The 14,656-nt window shown below is 61.2% G+C and carries 14 protein-coding genes and 1 pseudogene; 11 read left to right on the forward strand and 4 right to left on the reverse strand.

Going from position 1 to position 14,656, the window contains the following annotated elements:
- Positions 1-214: pseudogene (locus ACROHD_RS15205) on the reverse strand (acetyl-CoA carboxylase, biotin carboxyl carrier protein); the annotation flags it as partial.
- A gap of 280 nt (positions 215-494) precedes the next feature.
- On the opposite strand from ACROHD_RS15205, the gene ACROHD_RS15210 reads away from it, so the two are divergent.
- The gene (locus ACROHD_RS15210) at positions 495-1,832 is read left to right on the forward strand and encodes an NAD(P)-dependent oxidoreductase (RefSeq protein ID WP_432679048.1); all 1,338 of its coding nucleotides are present in this window, start codon (positions 495-497) and stop codon (positions 1,830-1,832) included.
- A 4-nt stretch (positions 1,833-1,836) separates the two neighbouring features.
- Complete coding sequence (gene preA / locus ACROHD_RS15215; protein ID WP_432679049.1) at positions 1,837-3,141, forward strand: NAD-dependent dihydropyrimidine dehydrogenase subunit PreA; 1,305 nt, start codon at positions 1,837-1,839, stop codon at positions 3,139-3,141.
- Positions 3,142-3,259: 118 nt separating this feature from the next.
- Here preA and ACROHD_RS15220 read toward each other — a convergent pair whose 3' ends face one another.
- Positions 3,260-4,468, reverse strand: coding sequence for an aminotransferase-like domain-containing protein (locus tag ACROHD_RS15220; protein WP_432679050.1), 1,209 nt, complete (start codon positions 4,466-4,468; stop codon positions 3,260-3,262).
- A gap of 81 nt (positions 4,469-4,549) precedes the next feature.
- On the reverse strand, positions 4,550-5,170 hold the full coding sequence (locus tag ACROHD_RS15225; RefSeq protein WP_432679051.1) for a TetR family transcriptional regulator C-terminal domain-containing protein: 621 nt from the start codon (positions 5,168-5,170) through the stop codon (positions 4,550-4,552).
- 233 nt (positions 5,171-5,403) lie between these two features.
- On the opposite strand from ACROHD_RS15225, the gene ACROHD_RS15230 reads away from it, so the two are divergent.
- From ACROHD_RS15230 to hydA, 3 genes are read left to right on the forward strand one after another with little or no spacing between them, the layout of a single operon-like run.
- Positions 5,404-6,654 carry a Zn-dependent hydrolase gene (locus ACROHD_RS15230; RefSeq protein WP_432679052.1) on the forward strand — a complete coding sequence of 417 codons (1,251 nt, stop codon included), beginning with the start codon at positions 5,404-5,406 and terminating at the stop codon, positions 6,652-6,654.
- Positions 6,651-6,902, forward strand: coding sequence for a hypothetical protein (locus ACROHD_RS15235; RefSeq protein WP_432679054.1), 252 nt, complete (start codon positions 6,651-6,653; stop codon positions 6,900-6,902). Before ACROHD_RS15230 ends, ACROHD_RS15235 begins: the two co-directional genes overlap by 4 nt.
- Positions 6,903-6,928: 26 nt before the next feature.
- Positions 6,929-8,392, forward strand: a complete 1,464-nt coding sequence (gene hydA, locus ACROHD_RS15240; RefSeq protein WP_432679055.1) for a dihydropyrimidinase — start codon at positions 6,929-6,931, stop codon at positions 8,390-8,392.
- 5 nt (positions 8,393-8,397) lie between these two features.
- Here the strand turns inward: hydA and ACROHD_RS15245 are convergent, their stop codons facing one another.
- Complete coding sequence (locus tag ACROHD_RS15245) at positions 8,398-8,808, reverse strand: cupin domain-containing protein (RefSeq protein WP_432679057.1); 411 nt, start codon at positions 8,806-8,808, stop codon at positions 8,398-8,400.
- A 56-nt stretch (positions 8,809-8,864) separates the two neighbouring features.
- Between ACROHD_RS15245 and ACROHD_RS15250 the strand changes: the two genes are divergently transcribed.
- The 6 genes from ACROHD_RS15250 to ACROHD_RS15275 all read left to right on the forward strand — a co-directional run bounded on the left by ACROHD_RS15250 (position 8,865) and on the right by ACROHD_RS15275 (position 14,625).
- Positions 8,865-9,668, forward strand: a complete 804-nt coding sequence (locus tag ACROHD_RS15250; protein WP_432679059.1) for an ABC transporter ATP-binding protein — start codon at positions 8,865-8,867, stop codon at positions 9,666-9,668.
- 89 nt (positions 9,669-9,757) lie between these two features.
- Positions 9,758-10,750, forward strand: a complete 993-nt coding sequence (locus tag ACROHD_RS15255) for an ABC transporter permease (protein WP_432679060.1) — start codon at positions 9,758-9,760, stop codon at positions 10,748-10,750.
- Positions 10,751-10,917: 167 nt separating this feature from the next.
- Positions 10,918-11,703: an ABC transporter permease gene (locus ACROHD_RS15260; RefSeq protein WP_432679118.1), complete on the forward strand. Its 786-nt coding sequence runs from the start codon at positions 10,918-10,920 to the stop codon at positions 11,701-11,703.
- A gap of 35 nt (positions 11,704-11,738) precedes the next feature.
- Positions 11,739-12,722 (forward strand): ABC transporter substrate-binding protein, encoded by a 984-nt coding sequence (locus tag ACROHD_RS15265; protein ID WP_432679061.1) that lies wholly within the window; start codon positions 11,739-11,741, stop codon positions 12,720-12,722.
- Positions 12,723-12,910: 188 nt separating this feature from the next.
- Positions 12,911-13,219, forward strand: a complete 309-nt coding sequence (locus tag ACROHD_RS15270; protein ID WP_432679062.1) for an EthD family reductase — start codon at positions 12,911-12,913, stop codon at positions 13,217-13,219.
- A gap of 74 nt (positions 13,220-13,293) precedes the next feature.
- Positions 13,294-14,625, forward strand: a complete 1,332-nt coding sequence (locus ACROHD_RS15275; RefSeq protein ID WP_432679063.1) for a short-chain fatty acyl-CoA regulator family protein — start codon at positions 13,294-13,296, stop codon at positions 14,623-14,625.
- The last annotated feature ends 31 nt before the right edge of the window (positions 14,626-14,656 follow it).

The following is a 14,656-nucleotide window of genomic DNA, read 5'->3' on the forward strand; positions in this document are numbered from 1 at the left end:
CGGCTGCGGGTGCGGTGGCTGGGGCGGCAGCCGGGGCGGCAACGGCAGCCGGGGCAGGGGCGGCGACGATCACTTGCTTGCTGACCCGGACATTAAGGCTGGGATTGTCACCATACTCGCGCATGACCTCCAACTCGGTCAGGTCATTTTCGGCCAGCAGTTCCGCCAATGCCTTGATGAATGCGACATCCCCGTCATGTGTCTTGTTTGCCATCTCTGCCCTCGGGTGTTCTGGCGGGGGCCTCCCCGCGCGGATAAATATGTTCCGGGCTATATACGCGTTCCCCAAGGGGCTGAAAAGGCAAACCAGATGCGAAAACGGCCCATGTGCGTGCAAAGCGGTCCTTCATCTGCCCGGTTTTGCAGCCGCCGCGCAGGAAAATGACGCGGGAGGCGAGATTTTTGAAGTTTATTTTTTTTACCACTTGATCAAAAAAATATCCTGTGCCAGCGTTTCTCCTGAAGTACACGCCATTCGATCAGGGAGGCACCCCATGACGAACAGCCCGTTTACCCCGGGAATCGCGTCAGGCCGTTTATCGGCCGAAGACTACGCATCCAATTTCGGCGACCTGCACGAGCCGCTGGACGATCACGAGGCATTGGTGGCGGCGGATCGCTGTTACTTCTGCCACGATGCGCCCTGCATGACCGCCTGCCCGACGGATATCGATATTCCGTTGTTTATCCGGCAGATCGCCACCGGCACGCCAGAGGCGGCGGCACGCACGATCCTGTCGCAGAACATCCTGGGCGGCATGTGCGCCCGAGTCTGCCCCACTGAAACGCTCTGCGAAGAGGTCTGCGTGCGGGAAGTGGCGGAGGGCAAGCCGGTCATCATCGGTCAGCTTCAGCGCTACGCGACAGACAAGCTTATGGAGGCGGGTGTTCATCCCTTCACCCGAGCTGCTTCGACGGGCAAGAAAGTTGCCGTTGTGGGCGCGGGACCAGCGGGTCTGTCCTGCGCGCACCGTCTGGCGATGAAGGGTCACGACGTGGACCTTTTCGATGCGCGGCCCAAGGGCGGTGGTCTCAACGAATACGGCATCGCGGCCTACAAGGCGGTTGATGGTTTCGCCGGATCCGAGGTAGACTGGCTGATGCAGATCGGCGGGATCACCTTGCAAACCGGCATGGCGCTGGGCCGCGAACTCAGCCTTGATACGCTGAAGGCGGACTATGATGCCGTGTTTCTTGGCATGGGGCTCGCTGGTGTCAACGCGCTGCGCGCCGAGGGTGAAGAAAAGGGCGGTGTCACCGACGCTGTCGATTTCATTTCAGATTTGCGCCAGGCAAGTGATCTTGCCTCTCTCCCGGTCGGGCGCAACGTGGTGGTGATCGGTGGTGGCATGACCGCCGTCGATGCCGCCGTTCAATCCAAGCTGCTAGGCGCGGAAAATGTGACCATTCTCTACCGTCGCAGCCGCTCAGAGATGCCAGCCAGCCGGTACGAACAAGATCTGGCGGCGTCCAAGGGTGTTCGGTTGGTCTTTAATGCCAAGCCCGTCCGAGTAACCGGCAATGGCGCGGCTCAGGCGTTGGAGGCGGAATATACCGTGTCTGGTCCCGACGGGCTGACAGGCACGGGCGAGACTTTCACCGTCCCCGCCGATCAGGTGCTGAAGGCCATCGGCCAGACCCTGGAAGGCGCGCCCGAGGGAATTGCAATCGAAGGTGGCAAGATCGCCGTGACCGGGCCGGGCCGCACCAGCATGGCCGGGGTCTGGGCGGGAGGCGACTGCGCCTCTGGCGGCGAAGACCTGACCGTGACCGCCGTGGCCGAGGGCCGTGATGCGGCAGAAGATATTCACCAGACCCTGATAGGAGGGTAAGACAATGGCTGATCTCACGACGAATTTCATCGGCATCAAAAGCCCGAACCCGTTCTGGCTGGCTTCCGCGCCGCCAACGGACAAGGAATACAACGTCCGCCGCGCCTTCGAAGCCGGGTGGGGCGGTGTTGTCTGGAAGACCCTGGGCGAAGAAGGCCCGCCGGTCGTCAATGTCAATGGCCCCCGCTATGGCGCGATCTGGGGGGCAGACAGGCGTCTGCTTGGCCTCAACAATATCGAGCTGATCACCGACCGGCCCCTGCAAACCAATCTCGACGAGATGACACGCGTGAAGAAGGACTATCCCGATCGTGCGCTCATCGCCTCGCTGATGGTGCCGGTGAACGAGGACAGCTGGAAAGCGATCCTTGACCGGGTGATCGAGACCGGCTGTGATGGGGTGGAGCTGAATTTCGGCTGCCCACACGGGATGAGCGAACGCGGCATGGGCAGCGCCGTGGGGCAGGTGCCGGAATATGTCGGCCAGGTCACTGAATGGTGCAAGAAACATTCCGACCTGCCAGTGATCGTGAAGCTGACACCCAACATTACCGACATTCGCAAACCTGCGCAGGCGGCGAAGGATGGCGGCGCAGATGCGGTGTCTCTCATCAATACGATCAATTCGATCACCTCGGTCGATCTGGACCTGTTCGCGCCCGAACCCACCATCGACGGCAAGGGGGCCCATGGCGGCTATTGCGGCCCGGCGGTGAAACCGATTGCGCTCAACATGGTTGCCGAGATCTCTCGCTCACCCTCGCTGGCCGGACTGCCGATCTCTGGCATCGGTGGCGTGACCACCTGGCGCGATGCGGCAGAGTTCATGGCGCTTGGCGCGGGCAATGTGCAGGTCTGCACGGCGGCGATGACCTATGGCTTCAAGATCGTTCAGGAAATGATTTCGGGTCTTAGCCAGTACATGGACGAGAAAGGCTTCACCTCGACATCTGAGCTGGTGGGGCGCGCGGTGCCGAACTGTTCTGATTGGCAGCACCTCAACCTCAACTACATCACCAAGGCCCGGATCGACCAGGATGCCTGTATCAAATGCGGGCGCTGCTACGCGGCGTGCGAAGATACCAGCCACCAGGCGATCACTATGTCAGAGGATCGGGTGTTTGACGTCGATGACAGCGAATGCGTGGCCTGTAACCTGTGTGTGAATGTCTGCCCGGTCGAGGGCTGCATCACGATGGAGCAGCTTGCTCCCGGTACGGTGGATGAACGCACGGGCAAGGTGGTTGAGAAGGAATACGCCAACTGGACGACGCATCCGAACAACCCGGGGTCTTGCGCCGCTGAGTAGACCTTGGCACCGGTGGAAAGGCGTTTCGAAACGCCTTTCCACGCGGTTTTGAAACCGCGTTGAAAGCGCATTGTAATGCGCTTGGCTCAAGCCGCTTCGAAGCGGCTTCCAGCGCTCTTTACCCCGCCTCGCGCAGTAGGGTGCCAAGCCGTTTCATGCCGTCCTCGATCATTTCCGCATCTGCGCAGGAGAATGCCAGCCGCAGCGTGTTTTCCCCAGACCGATCCGCGTGAAACGCCCGTCCGGGCACGAAGGCGAGGTTCTTTTCTTCGATCGCGCGCGACAGCAAATCGGCCCCATCCAAGCCGCGCGGCAGAGTCAGCCAGATGAACATGCCGCCCTCGGGCCGGGTCCACTGTACGCCTTCGGGCATATGGCGGGCCAATGCCTCCAGCATCGCGTCGCGCCGCGCCATGTAGGCTGCGCGAATCTTGTCCACATGGGTGTCGAAACATGCCTCGGCCACCTTGTGAATGGCCATCTGGTTGATCGTTGCGCTGTGCAGGTCGGCTGCCTGCTTCATCAGGACGAGCTGCTGGATAACCGGGCTTGCAGCCACCACCCATCCGACGCGAAGTCCAGGGGACAACGTCTTGGAAAAACTGCCACAATAGACGGTGCGGCAGGCCTCCAGATCACCCTTGCGGGCCAGTTCAAGGGCCAGGATGGGCGGTACTGGCTCGCCGTCGTAGCGCAGGGACTGATAGGCCGCATCTTCCAGAACCATGCAGTCCAGGTCTTCCGCCAGATCGAGCAGCCGTTCCCGCCCCGCGCGGTCCACGGTTTCGCCCGTCGGGTTGGCGAAATCGGGCGACAGGTAGAGGAATTTAACCTTTCCGCCCTCGGCCTCGGCCGCCGCGCGGTAATCTTGAGCCGCGCGGTTCGTGCGAATATGCAGCCGTTCATAGCGCGGCTCATAGGCGTTGAACGCCCCGAGCGCGCCCATATAGGTTGGCCAGCCGACCAACGCAGTATCTCCGGGCGACAGCATCAGCTTGCCCAGATAGTCGAGCGCCTGCTGCGATCCGCTGGTGATCAGCACGTTTTCCGGCCCGCATGTGACGCCGATCTTGGCCATCTCGCCGGCGATCCAGTTTCGCAGGGGCAGATACCCCTCTGACACCGAATATTGCAGTGCCTGGTTCGGCATTTCGGTCAGCACCTGCTGGTAGGCATCCGCGAATTCCGTCATTGGAAATAGGGTCGCATCGGGGATGCCCCCCGCAAATGACAGGATGCCGGGCCGGTCGAGCAGTTTCAGCAACTCGCGAATTTCCGATGCCTTCATGCGGGCAGTGCGGGTGGCAAAATTCTGGGTGAGACTCATGCGCGTATTCCTCCTCGAACCGGGAGCCTACGCACGCCCATAAATAAGTCAATAAGATTGACCTAAAGGGCCGATATGGACCTATTCGGGCTTGAGGATCTTTAGGAAGAGTTCATCCAGAAAACTGCTCGCCTCTTGCAGCGGGTCGCGTCCGGGGCCAAGCACCGCACGCACCTGAACGTCGAAATCCGCATAGTGCTGCGTCAGGGCCCAGATGGAGAACAGCAGATGGTGGGGGTCCAGATCCGCGATCTTCCCTGCTTTGATCCATTCGCGGATCACGGCGCATTTCTCTTCGACCAGGTCCCTCAACTCCCCGTCCAACGCTCCGATCATCCGGGGTGCGCCTTGCAGGATCTCATTTGCAAAGAGGCGGCTTTCCCTAGGGAAATCGCGGCTCAGTTCCAGCTTGCGGCGCAGGTAGGTCATCAATTCTTCGACCGGCTCACCCTCTGGATCCAATTCGCGCAGCGGATCGAGCCATGTGGTCATCAGGCCGGTCAACAAGGTGACGTGGATGGCCTCTTTCGAGGGGAAATAATACAGCAGGTTGGGTTTTGACAGCCCCGCCTCGGCCGCGATTTCGTCCAGCGTCGCGCCGCGAAACCCCTGCCCAGAGAACACCTCCAATGCTGCGTCAAGAATCGCTTGCGTGTTCTTGCGCTGGATGCGGGTCTTAGGGGGTTGAAGTTTTGCGGTCATCTACGTCTCATTCAAACGGTTTCGGGCCGTGTCGTTGCGATAAACGGTTCCGGGACCGCCGCCAAGACCGGCACTGTCCGGATTTTTCGCCTATTTGGTCTCCGATTGGCAATCATTGGCGCGCAAATTCTTGACTGGTCATACTCCTTTGATAGCGTGATCTTGACCAATTGGTCAAAATAGCAATGATAAGGCCAGACCATCGCATCCAGGCCACGATAGGGAGAGCTACTATGTCCGCCCCCGGCGAAAACCTCAAGATCAATGGCGCGCGTCTATGGGACAGCCTGATGGAGATGGCCAAGATCGGCCCCGGAATCGCGGGGGGTAACAACCGGCAAACCCTTACCGATGACGACGCCAAGGGCCGCGCGCTGTTCCAGCAATGGTGCAAGGCGGCGGGGTGTTCCATGGGGCTGGACGAAATGGGCAATATGTTCGCCCGGCGCGAGGGCACAGACCCCGACGCGCTGCCGGTTTACATGGGAAGCCACCTGGATACGCAGCCAACGGGCGGCAAGTATGACGGGGTTCTGGGCGTGCTCGGCGGGCTAGAGGCCCTTCGCACCATGAACGATCTGGGTATCAAGACGAAACATCCAATCGTTCTGGTCAATTGGACCAACGAAGAGGGCACGCGCTTTGCCCCCGCAATGCTCGCCTCCGGCGTTTTCGCGGGCAAGCACACGCAGGACTGGGCCTATGACCGGGTCGATGCCGAGGGCAAACGCTTCGGCGATGAGCTGGAGCGCATCGGCTGGAAGGGCGATGAAAAGGTCGGTGACCGCAAGATGCACGCGATGTTCGAGCTGCATATCGAGCAGGGGCCGATCCTGGAAGCCGAGGGCAAGGATATCGGTGTTGTGACCCACGGGCAGGGGCTGCGCTGGATCGAATGCACGGTGACGGGCAAGGAAAGCCACACAGGCTCGACACCCATGCATATGCGCAAGAATGCAGGGCGTGGATTGGCCCTGATCACCGAGCTGGTGCACGAAATCGCGATGAAGAACCAGCCCAATGCCGTGGGCGCGATCGGGCATATCGACGTCTATCCCAACAGCCGCAACATCATCCCCGGCAAGGTCGTTTTCACCGTCGATATGCGCACCCATCTGCTGGACAAGCTTAATGCCATGGTGGCCGAGCTGATGGAGCGCGCCCCGAAGCTTTGCGAAGAGATCGGCGTCAGCTTCGAGTGCGAGATTGTCGGCCAGTTCGATCCGCCCGCCTTCGACGAGGGCTGCGTTGCGGCAGTGCGCGCTGCGGCCGAGCGGCTTGGCTTCAGCCATATGGACATTGTCTCAGGCGCGGGCCACGATGCGTGCTGGATCAACGACGTGGCCCCCACGGCAATGATCATGTGCCCTTGCGTCGATGGTCTGTCCCATAACGAGGCCGAGGAAATCAGCCCCGAATGGGCCGAGGCCGGCGCGAATGTTCTGTTCCACGCTGTTGTGGAAACCGCGGAGATTGTTGAATGAATTCAAGACTGATCGTTGCCGGGTTTGTGGCTTTGACGGCCCTTGGCGGCTGCGTGAATACCGGGATCACCCCCACCAGCCGGGATCAGGTGCCACAGGCGGTCTGGAACCGCGTGCCACCGGGAACCCCGGTGCAGGAGATCCGGCAAGGCACTGTGGACGGCTGCTATTGGTACCTGCGCCACGGTCCGCTGGAAACGGTCTGGGTGCCCGTGCGTGACATCGAAAGCGTCCCGATCTGCACCTGATCGACACGCCAACAGGGAGAAGACAAATGACCACGAAAGTCATCAAGGGCGGTATGGTCTGCACTGCGGACCGCACCTGGAAGGCCGATGTCCTGATCGAGGACGAAAAGATCAAACAGATCGGCGAGGATCTGAAGGGTGACGAATATATCGACGCCGAAGGGGCTTATGTGATCCCCGGCGGCATCGACCCGCATACCCATCTGGAGATGCCCTTCATGGGCACCACGGCGGCCGAGACGTTTGAAACCGGCACCTGGGCCGCAGCCTGTGGCGGGACCACCATGCTCGTGGATTTCTGCCTGCCCGGCGCGGACGGGTCGATCAAGAACGCGATCCACGAATGGCACCGCAAATCGGCCCCGCAGATCTGCGCCGATATCGGCTATCACATGGCGGTCACGGGCTGGAACGAAAGCGTCTTCAACGAAATGAAGGACGCGGTCGACATGGGCGTGAACTCCTTCAAGCATTTCATGGCCTACAAGGGCGCGCTGATGATCGAGGATGACGAGATGTTCGCCTCCTTCAAACGCTGCAAGGAACTGGGCGCGTTGCCAATGGTCCATGCGGAAAACGGCGATCTGGTGGCCGATATGCAGGAGCAGATGATCGCGCAAGGAATCACTGGCCCCGAAGGTCACGCCTATTCCCGTCCTCCCGAGTTTGAGGGCGAAGCCGCGAACCGCGCCATTACCATCGCCGATGCGGCGGGTGTGCCTCTCTACATCGTTCATGTCTCCTGTGAGCAGGCGCATGAGGCGATCCGCCGGGCGCGGCAAAAGGGTATGCGCGTTTACGGCGAGCCTCTCATACAATTCCTAACACTTGATGAAACCGAGTATTTCAACAAGGACTGGGACCATGCCGCGCGCCGGGTGATGAGCCCGCCCTTCCGGTCGAAGGATCATCAGGACAGTCTCTGGGCGGGGCTTCAGGCCGGCAGCTTGCAGGTTGTTGCGACCGACCACGCCGCCTTCAACACCGAACAGAAACGGGCCGGACGCGATGATTTCCGGATCATTCCCAATGGATCGAACGGGTTGGAGGAACGGCTGGCGGTTCTGTGGACAGAGGGCGTCGAAACCGGCCGTCTGACGCCGAACGAGTTTGTCGCGGCAACTTCAACGAATGTCGCCAAGATATTGAATATCTATCCGAAAAAGGGTGCCATTGTTGAGGGGGCAGACGCCGATATCGTGGTCTGGGATCCCAAGATCACCAAGACGATCAGTGCCTCGAACCACCATTCGATCCTCGACTACAACGTCTTCGAAGGTTTCGAAGTCAAGGCGCAGGCGCGCTATACGCTGAGCCGGGGCGAGGTCATCTGGGCCTGGGGCCAGAACAGCCAGCCGCAGCCCGGTCGGGGCCGGTTCGTGCCGCGTCCGGCCTTCCCCTCGGCGCATGAGGCGCTGAGCAAGTGGAAGGCGCTGACCGCACCCAAGATGATCCAGCGCGATCCGCTGAACATACCGGCGGGGATCTGATCGGGTCAGGGGACGAGGGCATCGAGATGAGGAAGCAAGACAACGCTTTCCTGCTCATGTGGGTCGGTTCGGGCAATCACCGCCTGCGCCGGCTCGTCGCCTGGATTGAGCGGCAGATGCGGTACGTCGGCCGGAATGTAAATGAGATCGCCAGCGTTGGTTTCCATACAGTGTTCAAGCTGCTCGCCCCAGTACATGATCGCCGACCCAGAGATCACATAGATCGCAGTTTCATGGGTCACATGCTTGTGCGCCTTGGCACGACCTCCTGGCGGCACGGTCAGAAGATGCATGCAGATCGCCTTGGAACCTGTTGTTTCCCTTGCGATTCCTTCAAAGTAGTTGAACCCCTGTTTGCCCGCAAAAGCCTGGCCGGGGCGCAGCTTGATGCAGGTGTTCGGCATAGTCTCGTCCATGTCGGCCCCTTTGATGATAGGCACCGGATTGGTGCTAGGAGAAAAGAACCATAATGATGGCAGAACAGGCAATTGAAACCGTCGCGCCGGTGGTAAAAGCTCAGCGCCTCGACCTCGTCTTCCAGACGAATGACGGGCCGGTCCATGCGCTGAAGGACGTGGATCTGGACATCGGCAAGGGCGAGTTCGTCAGCTTCATCGGCCCGTCGGGCTGCGGCAAAACCACCTTCCTGCGCTGTATCGCGGCGCTGGAAACGCCTACGGGCGGCAGCCTGAGCGTGAACGGGATGAGCCCAGATGAAGCGCGCCGGAGCCGGGCCTATGGTTATGTGTTCCAGGCGGCGGGGCTTTACCCTTGGCGCACCATCGCGGGCAACATCAAATTGCCACTTGAGATCATGGGATACAGCCGTGCTGACCAGGATGAACGCGTAAAGAACGTCCTGGAACTTGTTGATCTGGAAGGATTTGGCAAGAAATACCCCTGGCAGCTATCGGGCGGGATGCAGCAACGCGCCAGCATCGCTCGGGCGCTGGCATTTGATGCCGATATCCTGCTGATGGACGAACCCTTTGGGGCACTGGACGAGATCGTGCGCGATCATCTGAACGAGCAGCTTTTGCAGCTTTGGGCACGCACCAACAAGACTATCGGCTTCGTCACTCACTCGATCCCCGAGGCGGTTTATCTGTCGACCAAGATCGTGGTGATGAGCCCGCGACCGGGCCGGATCACCGACATCATCGACAGCCCTTTGCCCAAGGAGCGTCCACTTGATATCCGCGACACGCCCGAGTTTCTGGAGATCGCCCACAGGGTGCGGGAGGGGCTGCGCGCCGGTCATGCCTATGACGACTGAGGCCCTGAAAATGGAGGGGCGCCCCCAGTACATCCCCTGTACACCTCCTGTGCACCGGACGTGCAGACAATTGGCGCAAGAGGCAGCCCATGCGTAACCTGCTGCCGATCCTGACAGTCGTCGCGGTGATCCTGGGGGTCTGGTATATGGCCGTCGGTCCGATGAACTTCCGTCTGGCGCTGGATGCCGCGACGCGGGGCGGGGCCGATGTGACGCCCGCCACACCCGATGAACAGGGGCAGACCGGATTAATCCGGCTGATGCTGGACAATCCCGGTGTGATGCCCGCCGCCTATGCGTTCGAACGCCCCCGCCTGCCGCAACCTCAGGACGTGGTGGTTGAGATCTATGAGAACACGATCGGGCTGGCGCGGCGTTGTGAATGGCAGGGGTTCGGGGCGGAGAGGGACAATTGGTCGCCTCTCTCGGATGGTTGCCTCAGGGTGATCGAGAACCGCCGCTCGCTGATTTTCCACGCCTGGCAGACGCTGGCGCCGACTTTGCTGGGGTTTGCTATCGGCACCGGGTTGGGCATCCTGCTGGCGGTTGGGATCGTTTATAACCGGACGATGGATCTGAGTGTGATGCCCTGGGCGATTGCCAGCCAGACCATTCCGATCCTCGCCATCGCTCCAATGGTGATCGTGGTGCTGAACGCCGTCGGCATTCAAGGTCTGCTGCCGAAATCACTGATTTCCAGCTATCTGAGCTTTTTCCCGGTCGTCGTGGGTATGGTGAAGGGCCTGCGCAGTCCCGGTGCGATGGATCTGGACCTGCTGCGCACCTATTCCGCCAGCGGCGCGCAGGAGTTCTGGAAACTGCGCCTGCCAAGCTCTCTGCCTTATCTGTTTGCGTCGCTGAAGATCGGGATTGCAGCAGCGCTGGTTGGCACCATCGTGGCCGAACTTCCCACTGGCGCGCGGTTCGGCCTTGGGTCGCGCCTGTTGACGGGCAGCTACTATGGGCAGACGGTGCAGATCTGGGCGGCGCTGATCATGGCGGCGATTTGTGCGGCGTTGCTGGTCTGGCTGATCGGGGCGGTTGAGAAACGGACTCTGACACGGTTGGGATTGGTGCGATGAGCGGGACACAGGCGGGGAAATTCCTTGGAAGGAATTTGCAAAGCTCTTCGAAGAGCTTTCTTGCGCCCGTGGCGGGTGCTGTTGCCCTTGCCGGGGCGGGGGCGCTGCTGGATTGGCGGTTGGGCCTGGTGCTGGCGGTGTGGCTGGCGGCCTGGGGGCTGAACATTATGCTAACCGAAAGCGCCAGCCCGGGACGGCGCTTCGTGGTCCCCACCATCTTCGGCATCACGCTGCTGGTGCTCTGGCAAATGACGGTTCGGCTGTTCGATATCAGCCAGGTTATCCTGCCCGCACCTTCGGATATCTGGGCGGCGCTGACCACCTCTGTCCCAATCCTGTGGGCCGATTTTGTTCAGACCGTCGTGAAGGGCGCTTTGAGCGGCTACGTCATGGGCGCGGTTCTGGCCATCGGCACGGCCATTGCCGTGGACCGGTCGCAGTTTTTGCAACGTGGCCTGCTGCCCGTGGGCAATTTCATCGCGGCGTTGCCGATTGTGGGCACGGCTCCCATTCTGGTCATGTGGTTCGGATTTGGCTGGCAATCGAAGGCGGCCGTTGTCGTTGTCATGGTCTTCTTTCCGATCCTCGTAAACACGGTGGCGGGGTTGAAAGAAACCGACGCCATGCAGCGCGACCTGATGCGGACCTATGCGGCGAGCTACTGGCAGAGCTTTGTAAAGCTGCGCCTCCCGGCCGCGCTGCCGTTCATCTTCAACGGGCTGAAAGTTTCAACAACGCTGGCACTTATTGGTGCTATCGTGGCGGAATTCTTCGGCTCTCCGATTGTCGGCATGGGGTTCCGCATCAAGACCTCGTTCGGCACATTGGAACTGGCTATGGTCTGGGCAGAGATCGCGGTTGCCGCGGTTGCTGGCTCGGGCTTTTACGGATTGGTGACGCTGGCGGAGAAACGGCTCACTTTCTGGCACCCGTCTCAGAGGACGGGACGATAAACGACAACAAGGATCCAACACTCGGAGGTAAGACAATGAAAAAACTGATGACATCGGCGCTGGCCCTTGGCCTTGCGACCGGCGCGGCTGCGGCCGACGAGGTGACGCTGCAACTGCAGTGGGTCACGCAGGCGCAGTTCGCGGGCTACTATGTGGCGCTGGAGAACGGCTATTACGAGGAAGAGGGGCTCGACGTGACGATCCAGCCCGGCGGCCCGGATATTGCACCGCCTCAGGTGCTGGCCGGTGGCGGCGCGGACGTGATGCTGAACTGGATGCCTTCGGCGCTGGCAGCCCGTGAGCGGGGCCTGCCGGTGGTGAACATCGCGCAGCCCTTTGCGCGGTCGGGCCTGATGCTGACCTGTTGGGCGGATGCGGGCATTTCCGAGCCTGCGGACCTGGCCGGTCACACCATTGGCGTCTGGTTCTTCGGCAATGAATATCCGTTCCTGAGCTGGATGAGCCAGCTTGGCATTCCGACGGACGGGTCCGAGGGCGGCGTGACCGTTCTTCAGCAGGGCTTCAACGTCGATCCGCTGTTGCAGCGTCAGGCGGATTGCATCTCGACCATGACCTACAACGAATATTGGCAGGTGATCGATGCGGGCGTCAGCCCCGATGACCTGATCACCTTCCAGTATGAAGATCAGGGCGTCGCCACGTTGGAAGATGGCATGTGGGTTTTGGAAGAGAACCTCGATGACCCGGAATTTGTTGACCGGATGGCCCGCTTCGTGCGCGCCTCGATGCGCGGTTGGGACTGGGCCGAGGAGAACCCGGAAGACGCGGCAATGATCGTGCTGGACTACGACGAGACAGGCGCACAGACCGAAGAGCATCAGGTCCGCATGATGGGCGAGATCGCCTTGCTGACCGCGGGTTCTGATGGTCGCCTGGACGAGGCCGCCTATCAGCGCACCGTGGATACGCTTCTCGCTGGTGGCTCTGACCCGGTGATCACCGCCGAGCCGGACGGCGCGTTCACGCATGTGGTCACTGACATGGCGCTTGGCCAGTAACAGCGCCCCATAGCCAAAATCTGGCGCGGTCCTCTGACGAGGGCCGCGCCGCTTGATTCAGGGACACATCGGCACGCGACAGGTCGTGTTCGGGGGGCGCTGATCACCTCATTATACGGGAAGGGCACGAAAAACGGAGACTTGGAGGAGATCCGTGCTACGATCCTGGTCTTTGGGAGGACGACGATATGGCGATGACTGTTCAGGTGATCTACCCTACAGGCGAGGGCAAGACGTTCGACTATGACTATTATGTGGATATCCATCTGCCGATGGTCGGCAAGGTGATGGGACCGCATGGATTGGCCGACGCGATGGTGACTAAGGGGCTTGCTGGTGGTCCTGACGCGCCTCCGGGATATTTCGCGGTGGCGACGCTGATGTTTCCGGATGAGGCGACGATGAAGGACGGTCTTGGCGCGGCAGGTCCGTTGTTGGAGGACATCCCCAACTTTACAAATACACAGCCTGACATGCTGATCGGCACGACTCTGTAAAGCGTTTATCAAGGCGTTGCAAATAAGCAGTTTTTCCGTTAATCCGTCGGAGGAGATCCGAGGGATTTGAGCTTATGCGCGACCGGCCCGTTCCGGTGCGCCGTCAGGCGCTGACCGGCACACGCATTCGAGAGAGGCGCATGGCGCTGAAGATGCGGCAGAGCGATCTTGCGCAGGTCGTGGATATCTCGGCGAGCTATCTCAACCTTATCGAACACAACAAGCGCAAGATTGGCGGCAAACTGCTGCTGGATCTGGCACGGGCGTTGCGGGTGGAGCCCTCGCGCCTGACGGAAGGCATGGATGCGACTCTGTCGGATATGCTGCAATCCGCTGCGCGGGAAACAGCGCGCAGTTTTGGCCCACCTGCGGAAACCGACCGGATCGAGGAACTGGCCGGGCGGTTTCCAGGCTGGACCGGGCTGATCGCTGAACAGCAGAAGCGGATTGCCGCGTTGGAGGCCGCCGTGGAGGGCTTGCAGGACCGCTTGAGCCACGATCCGGTGCTGGCGGAATCGATGCATGAGGTTCTGTCGACCGTGGCTGCGATCCGGTCGACCTCTGACATTCTGGTGCGTGAACCCGATCTCGAGGCGCAATGGCGCGGGCGGTTTCATCGCAACCTGCACGAAGAGGCCGAGCGCCTGTCGGCCAGTGCCACGGCACTTTTGGCGCATTTCGAGGGGCAGGGTGCGCGGGCCGAAACCTTGTCCACCCCACAGGAACAGGTCGAGGCGGTGTTCGAACTAGCCGGGCATCATTTCCCCGAAATCGAGACAGGCGGCGCGGCGGCGATCCCGGAGGTGCTGGGGCGCATGGGGGCGCTGGCCGATGAGGATGCCCGCGATCTGGCGGCACGGCATTTGGCCCGGTATGCAGCCGATGCGGCGCGGTTGCCCTTGGCCGAAGTGCTGGCCGCTGCGGCAGAGCTTGATTTCGATCCCCAGGCTTTGTTGCCGCTTGCGGGCGGCGATGCGGCGCTGTTGCTTCGACGGCTGGCGGCGTTGCCTCAGGGCGGCGCGCAGGCGGTACCGGCTTTTGGGCTTGCCACATGCGATGCGTCAGGTGCGCTGATATTCCGGCGTCGGATCAACGCCTTTTCGATCCCACGCTATGGGTCGGGCTGCCCGCTCTGGCCGCTCTATCGCGCATTGGGACGGCCCATGGTTCCTGACAGCGCAGAGCTGGAGCTGCCCGATGGCAGCCGCTTCCGGGCGTGGGCCGTTTGCCAGCCTATCGGTCCTGCTGGATTCGGCGCGGAACCGGTTATGGAAGCGACCATGCTGTTGCGTGCGCTTCCAGATGATGCGCCTGCAAGCCCCGGCGCAGTGCCGGTCGGACCGGGCTGTGCTCTGTGCTCAAGAGAAAGCTGCGCAGCGCGCCGGGCCGGGGGCAGCTTCGCCTAGGGCAACATTCGGCAGGTCCAACAAGTGTTTG

Origin of the sequence: Nioella aestuarii, from assembly GCF_050896395.1 — a bacterium.
Lineage (GTDB): Bacteria > Pseudomonadota > Alphaproteobacteria > Rhodobacterales > Rhodobacteraceae > Nioella > Nioella aestuarii.

Coding starts and splice junctions, on each gene's coding strand:
- ACROHD_RS15210 (WP_432679048.1), top strand. CDS start 495: ATGACGAACAGCCCGTTTACCCCGGGAATCGCGTCAGGCCGTTTATCG.
- preA (WP_432679049.1), top strand. CDS start 1,837: ATGGCTGATCTCACGACGAATTTCATCGGCATCAAAAGCCCGAACCCG.
- ACROHD_RS15220 (WP_432679050.1), bottom strand. CDS start 4,468: ATGAGTCTCACCCAGAATTTTGCCACCCGCACTGCCCGCATGAAGGCA.
- ACROHD_RS15225 (WP_432679051.1), bottom strand. CDS start 5,170: ATGACCGCAAAACTTCAACCCCCTAAGACCCGCATCCAGCGCAAGAAC.
- ACROHD_RS15230 (WP_432679052.1), top strand. CDS start 5,404: ATGTCCGCCCCCGGCGAAAACCTCAAGATCAATGGCGCGCGTCTATGG.
- ACROHD_RS15235 (WP_432679054.1), top strand. CDS start 6,651: ATGAATTCAAGACTGATCGTTGCCGGGTTTGTGGCTTTGACGGCCCTT.
- hydA (WP_432679055.1), top strand. CDS start 6,929: ATGACCACGAAAGTCATCAAGGGCGGTATGGTCTGCACTGCGGACCGC.
- ACROHD_RS15245 (WP_432679057.1), bottom strand. CDS start 8,808: ATGGACGAGACTATGCCGAACACCTGCATCAAGCTGCGCCCCGGCCAG.
- ACROHD_RS15250 (WP_432679059.1), top strand. CDS start 8,865: ATGGCAGAACAGGCAATTGAAACCGTCGCGCCGGTGGTAAAAGCTCAG.
- ACROHD_RS15255 (WP_432679060.1), top strand. CDS start 9,758: ATGCGTAACCTGCTGCCGATCCTGACAGTCGTCGCGGTGATCCTGGGG.
- ACROHD_RS15260 (WP_432679118.1), top strand. CDS start 10,918: ATGCTAACCGAAAGCGCCAGCCCGGGACGGCGCTTCGTGGTCCCCACC.
- ACROHD_RS15265 (WP_432679061.1), top strand. CDS start 11,739: ATGAAAAAACTGATGACATCGGCGCTGGCCCTTGGCCTTGCGACCGGC.
- ACROHD_RS15270 (WP_432679062.1), top strand. CDS start 12,911: ATGGCGATGACTGTTCAGGTGATCTACCCTACAGGCGAGGGCAAGACG.
- ACROHD_RS15275 (WP_432679063.1), top strand. CDS start 13,294: ATGCGCGACCGGCCCGTTCCGGTGCGCCGTCAGGCGCTGACCGGCACA.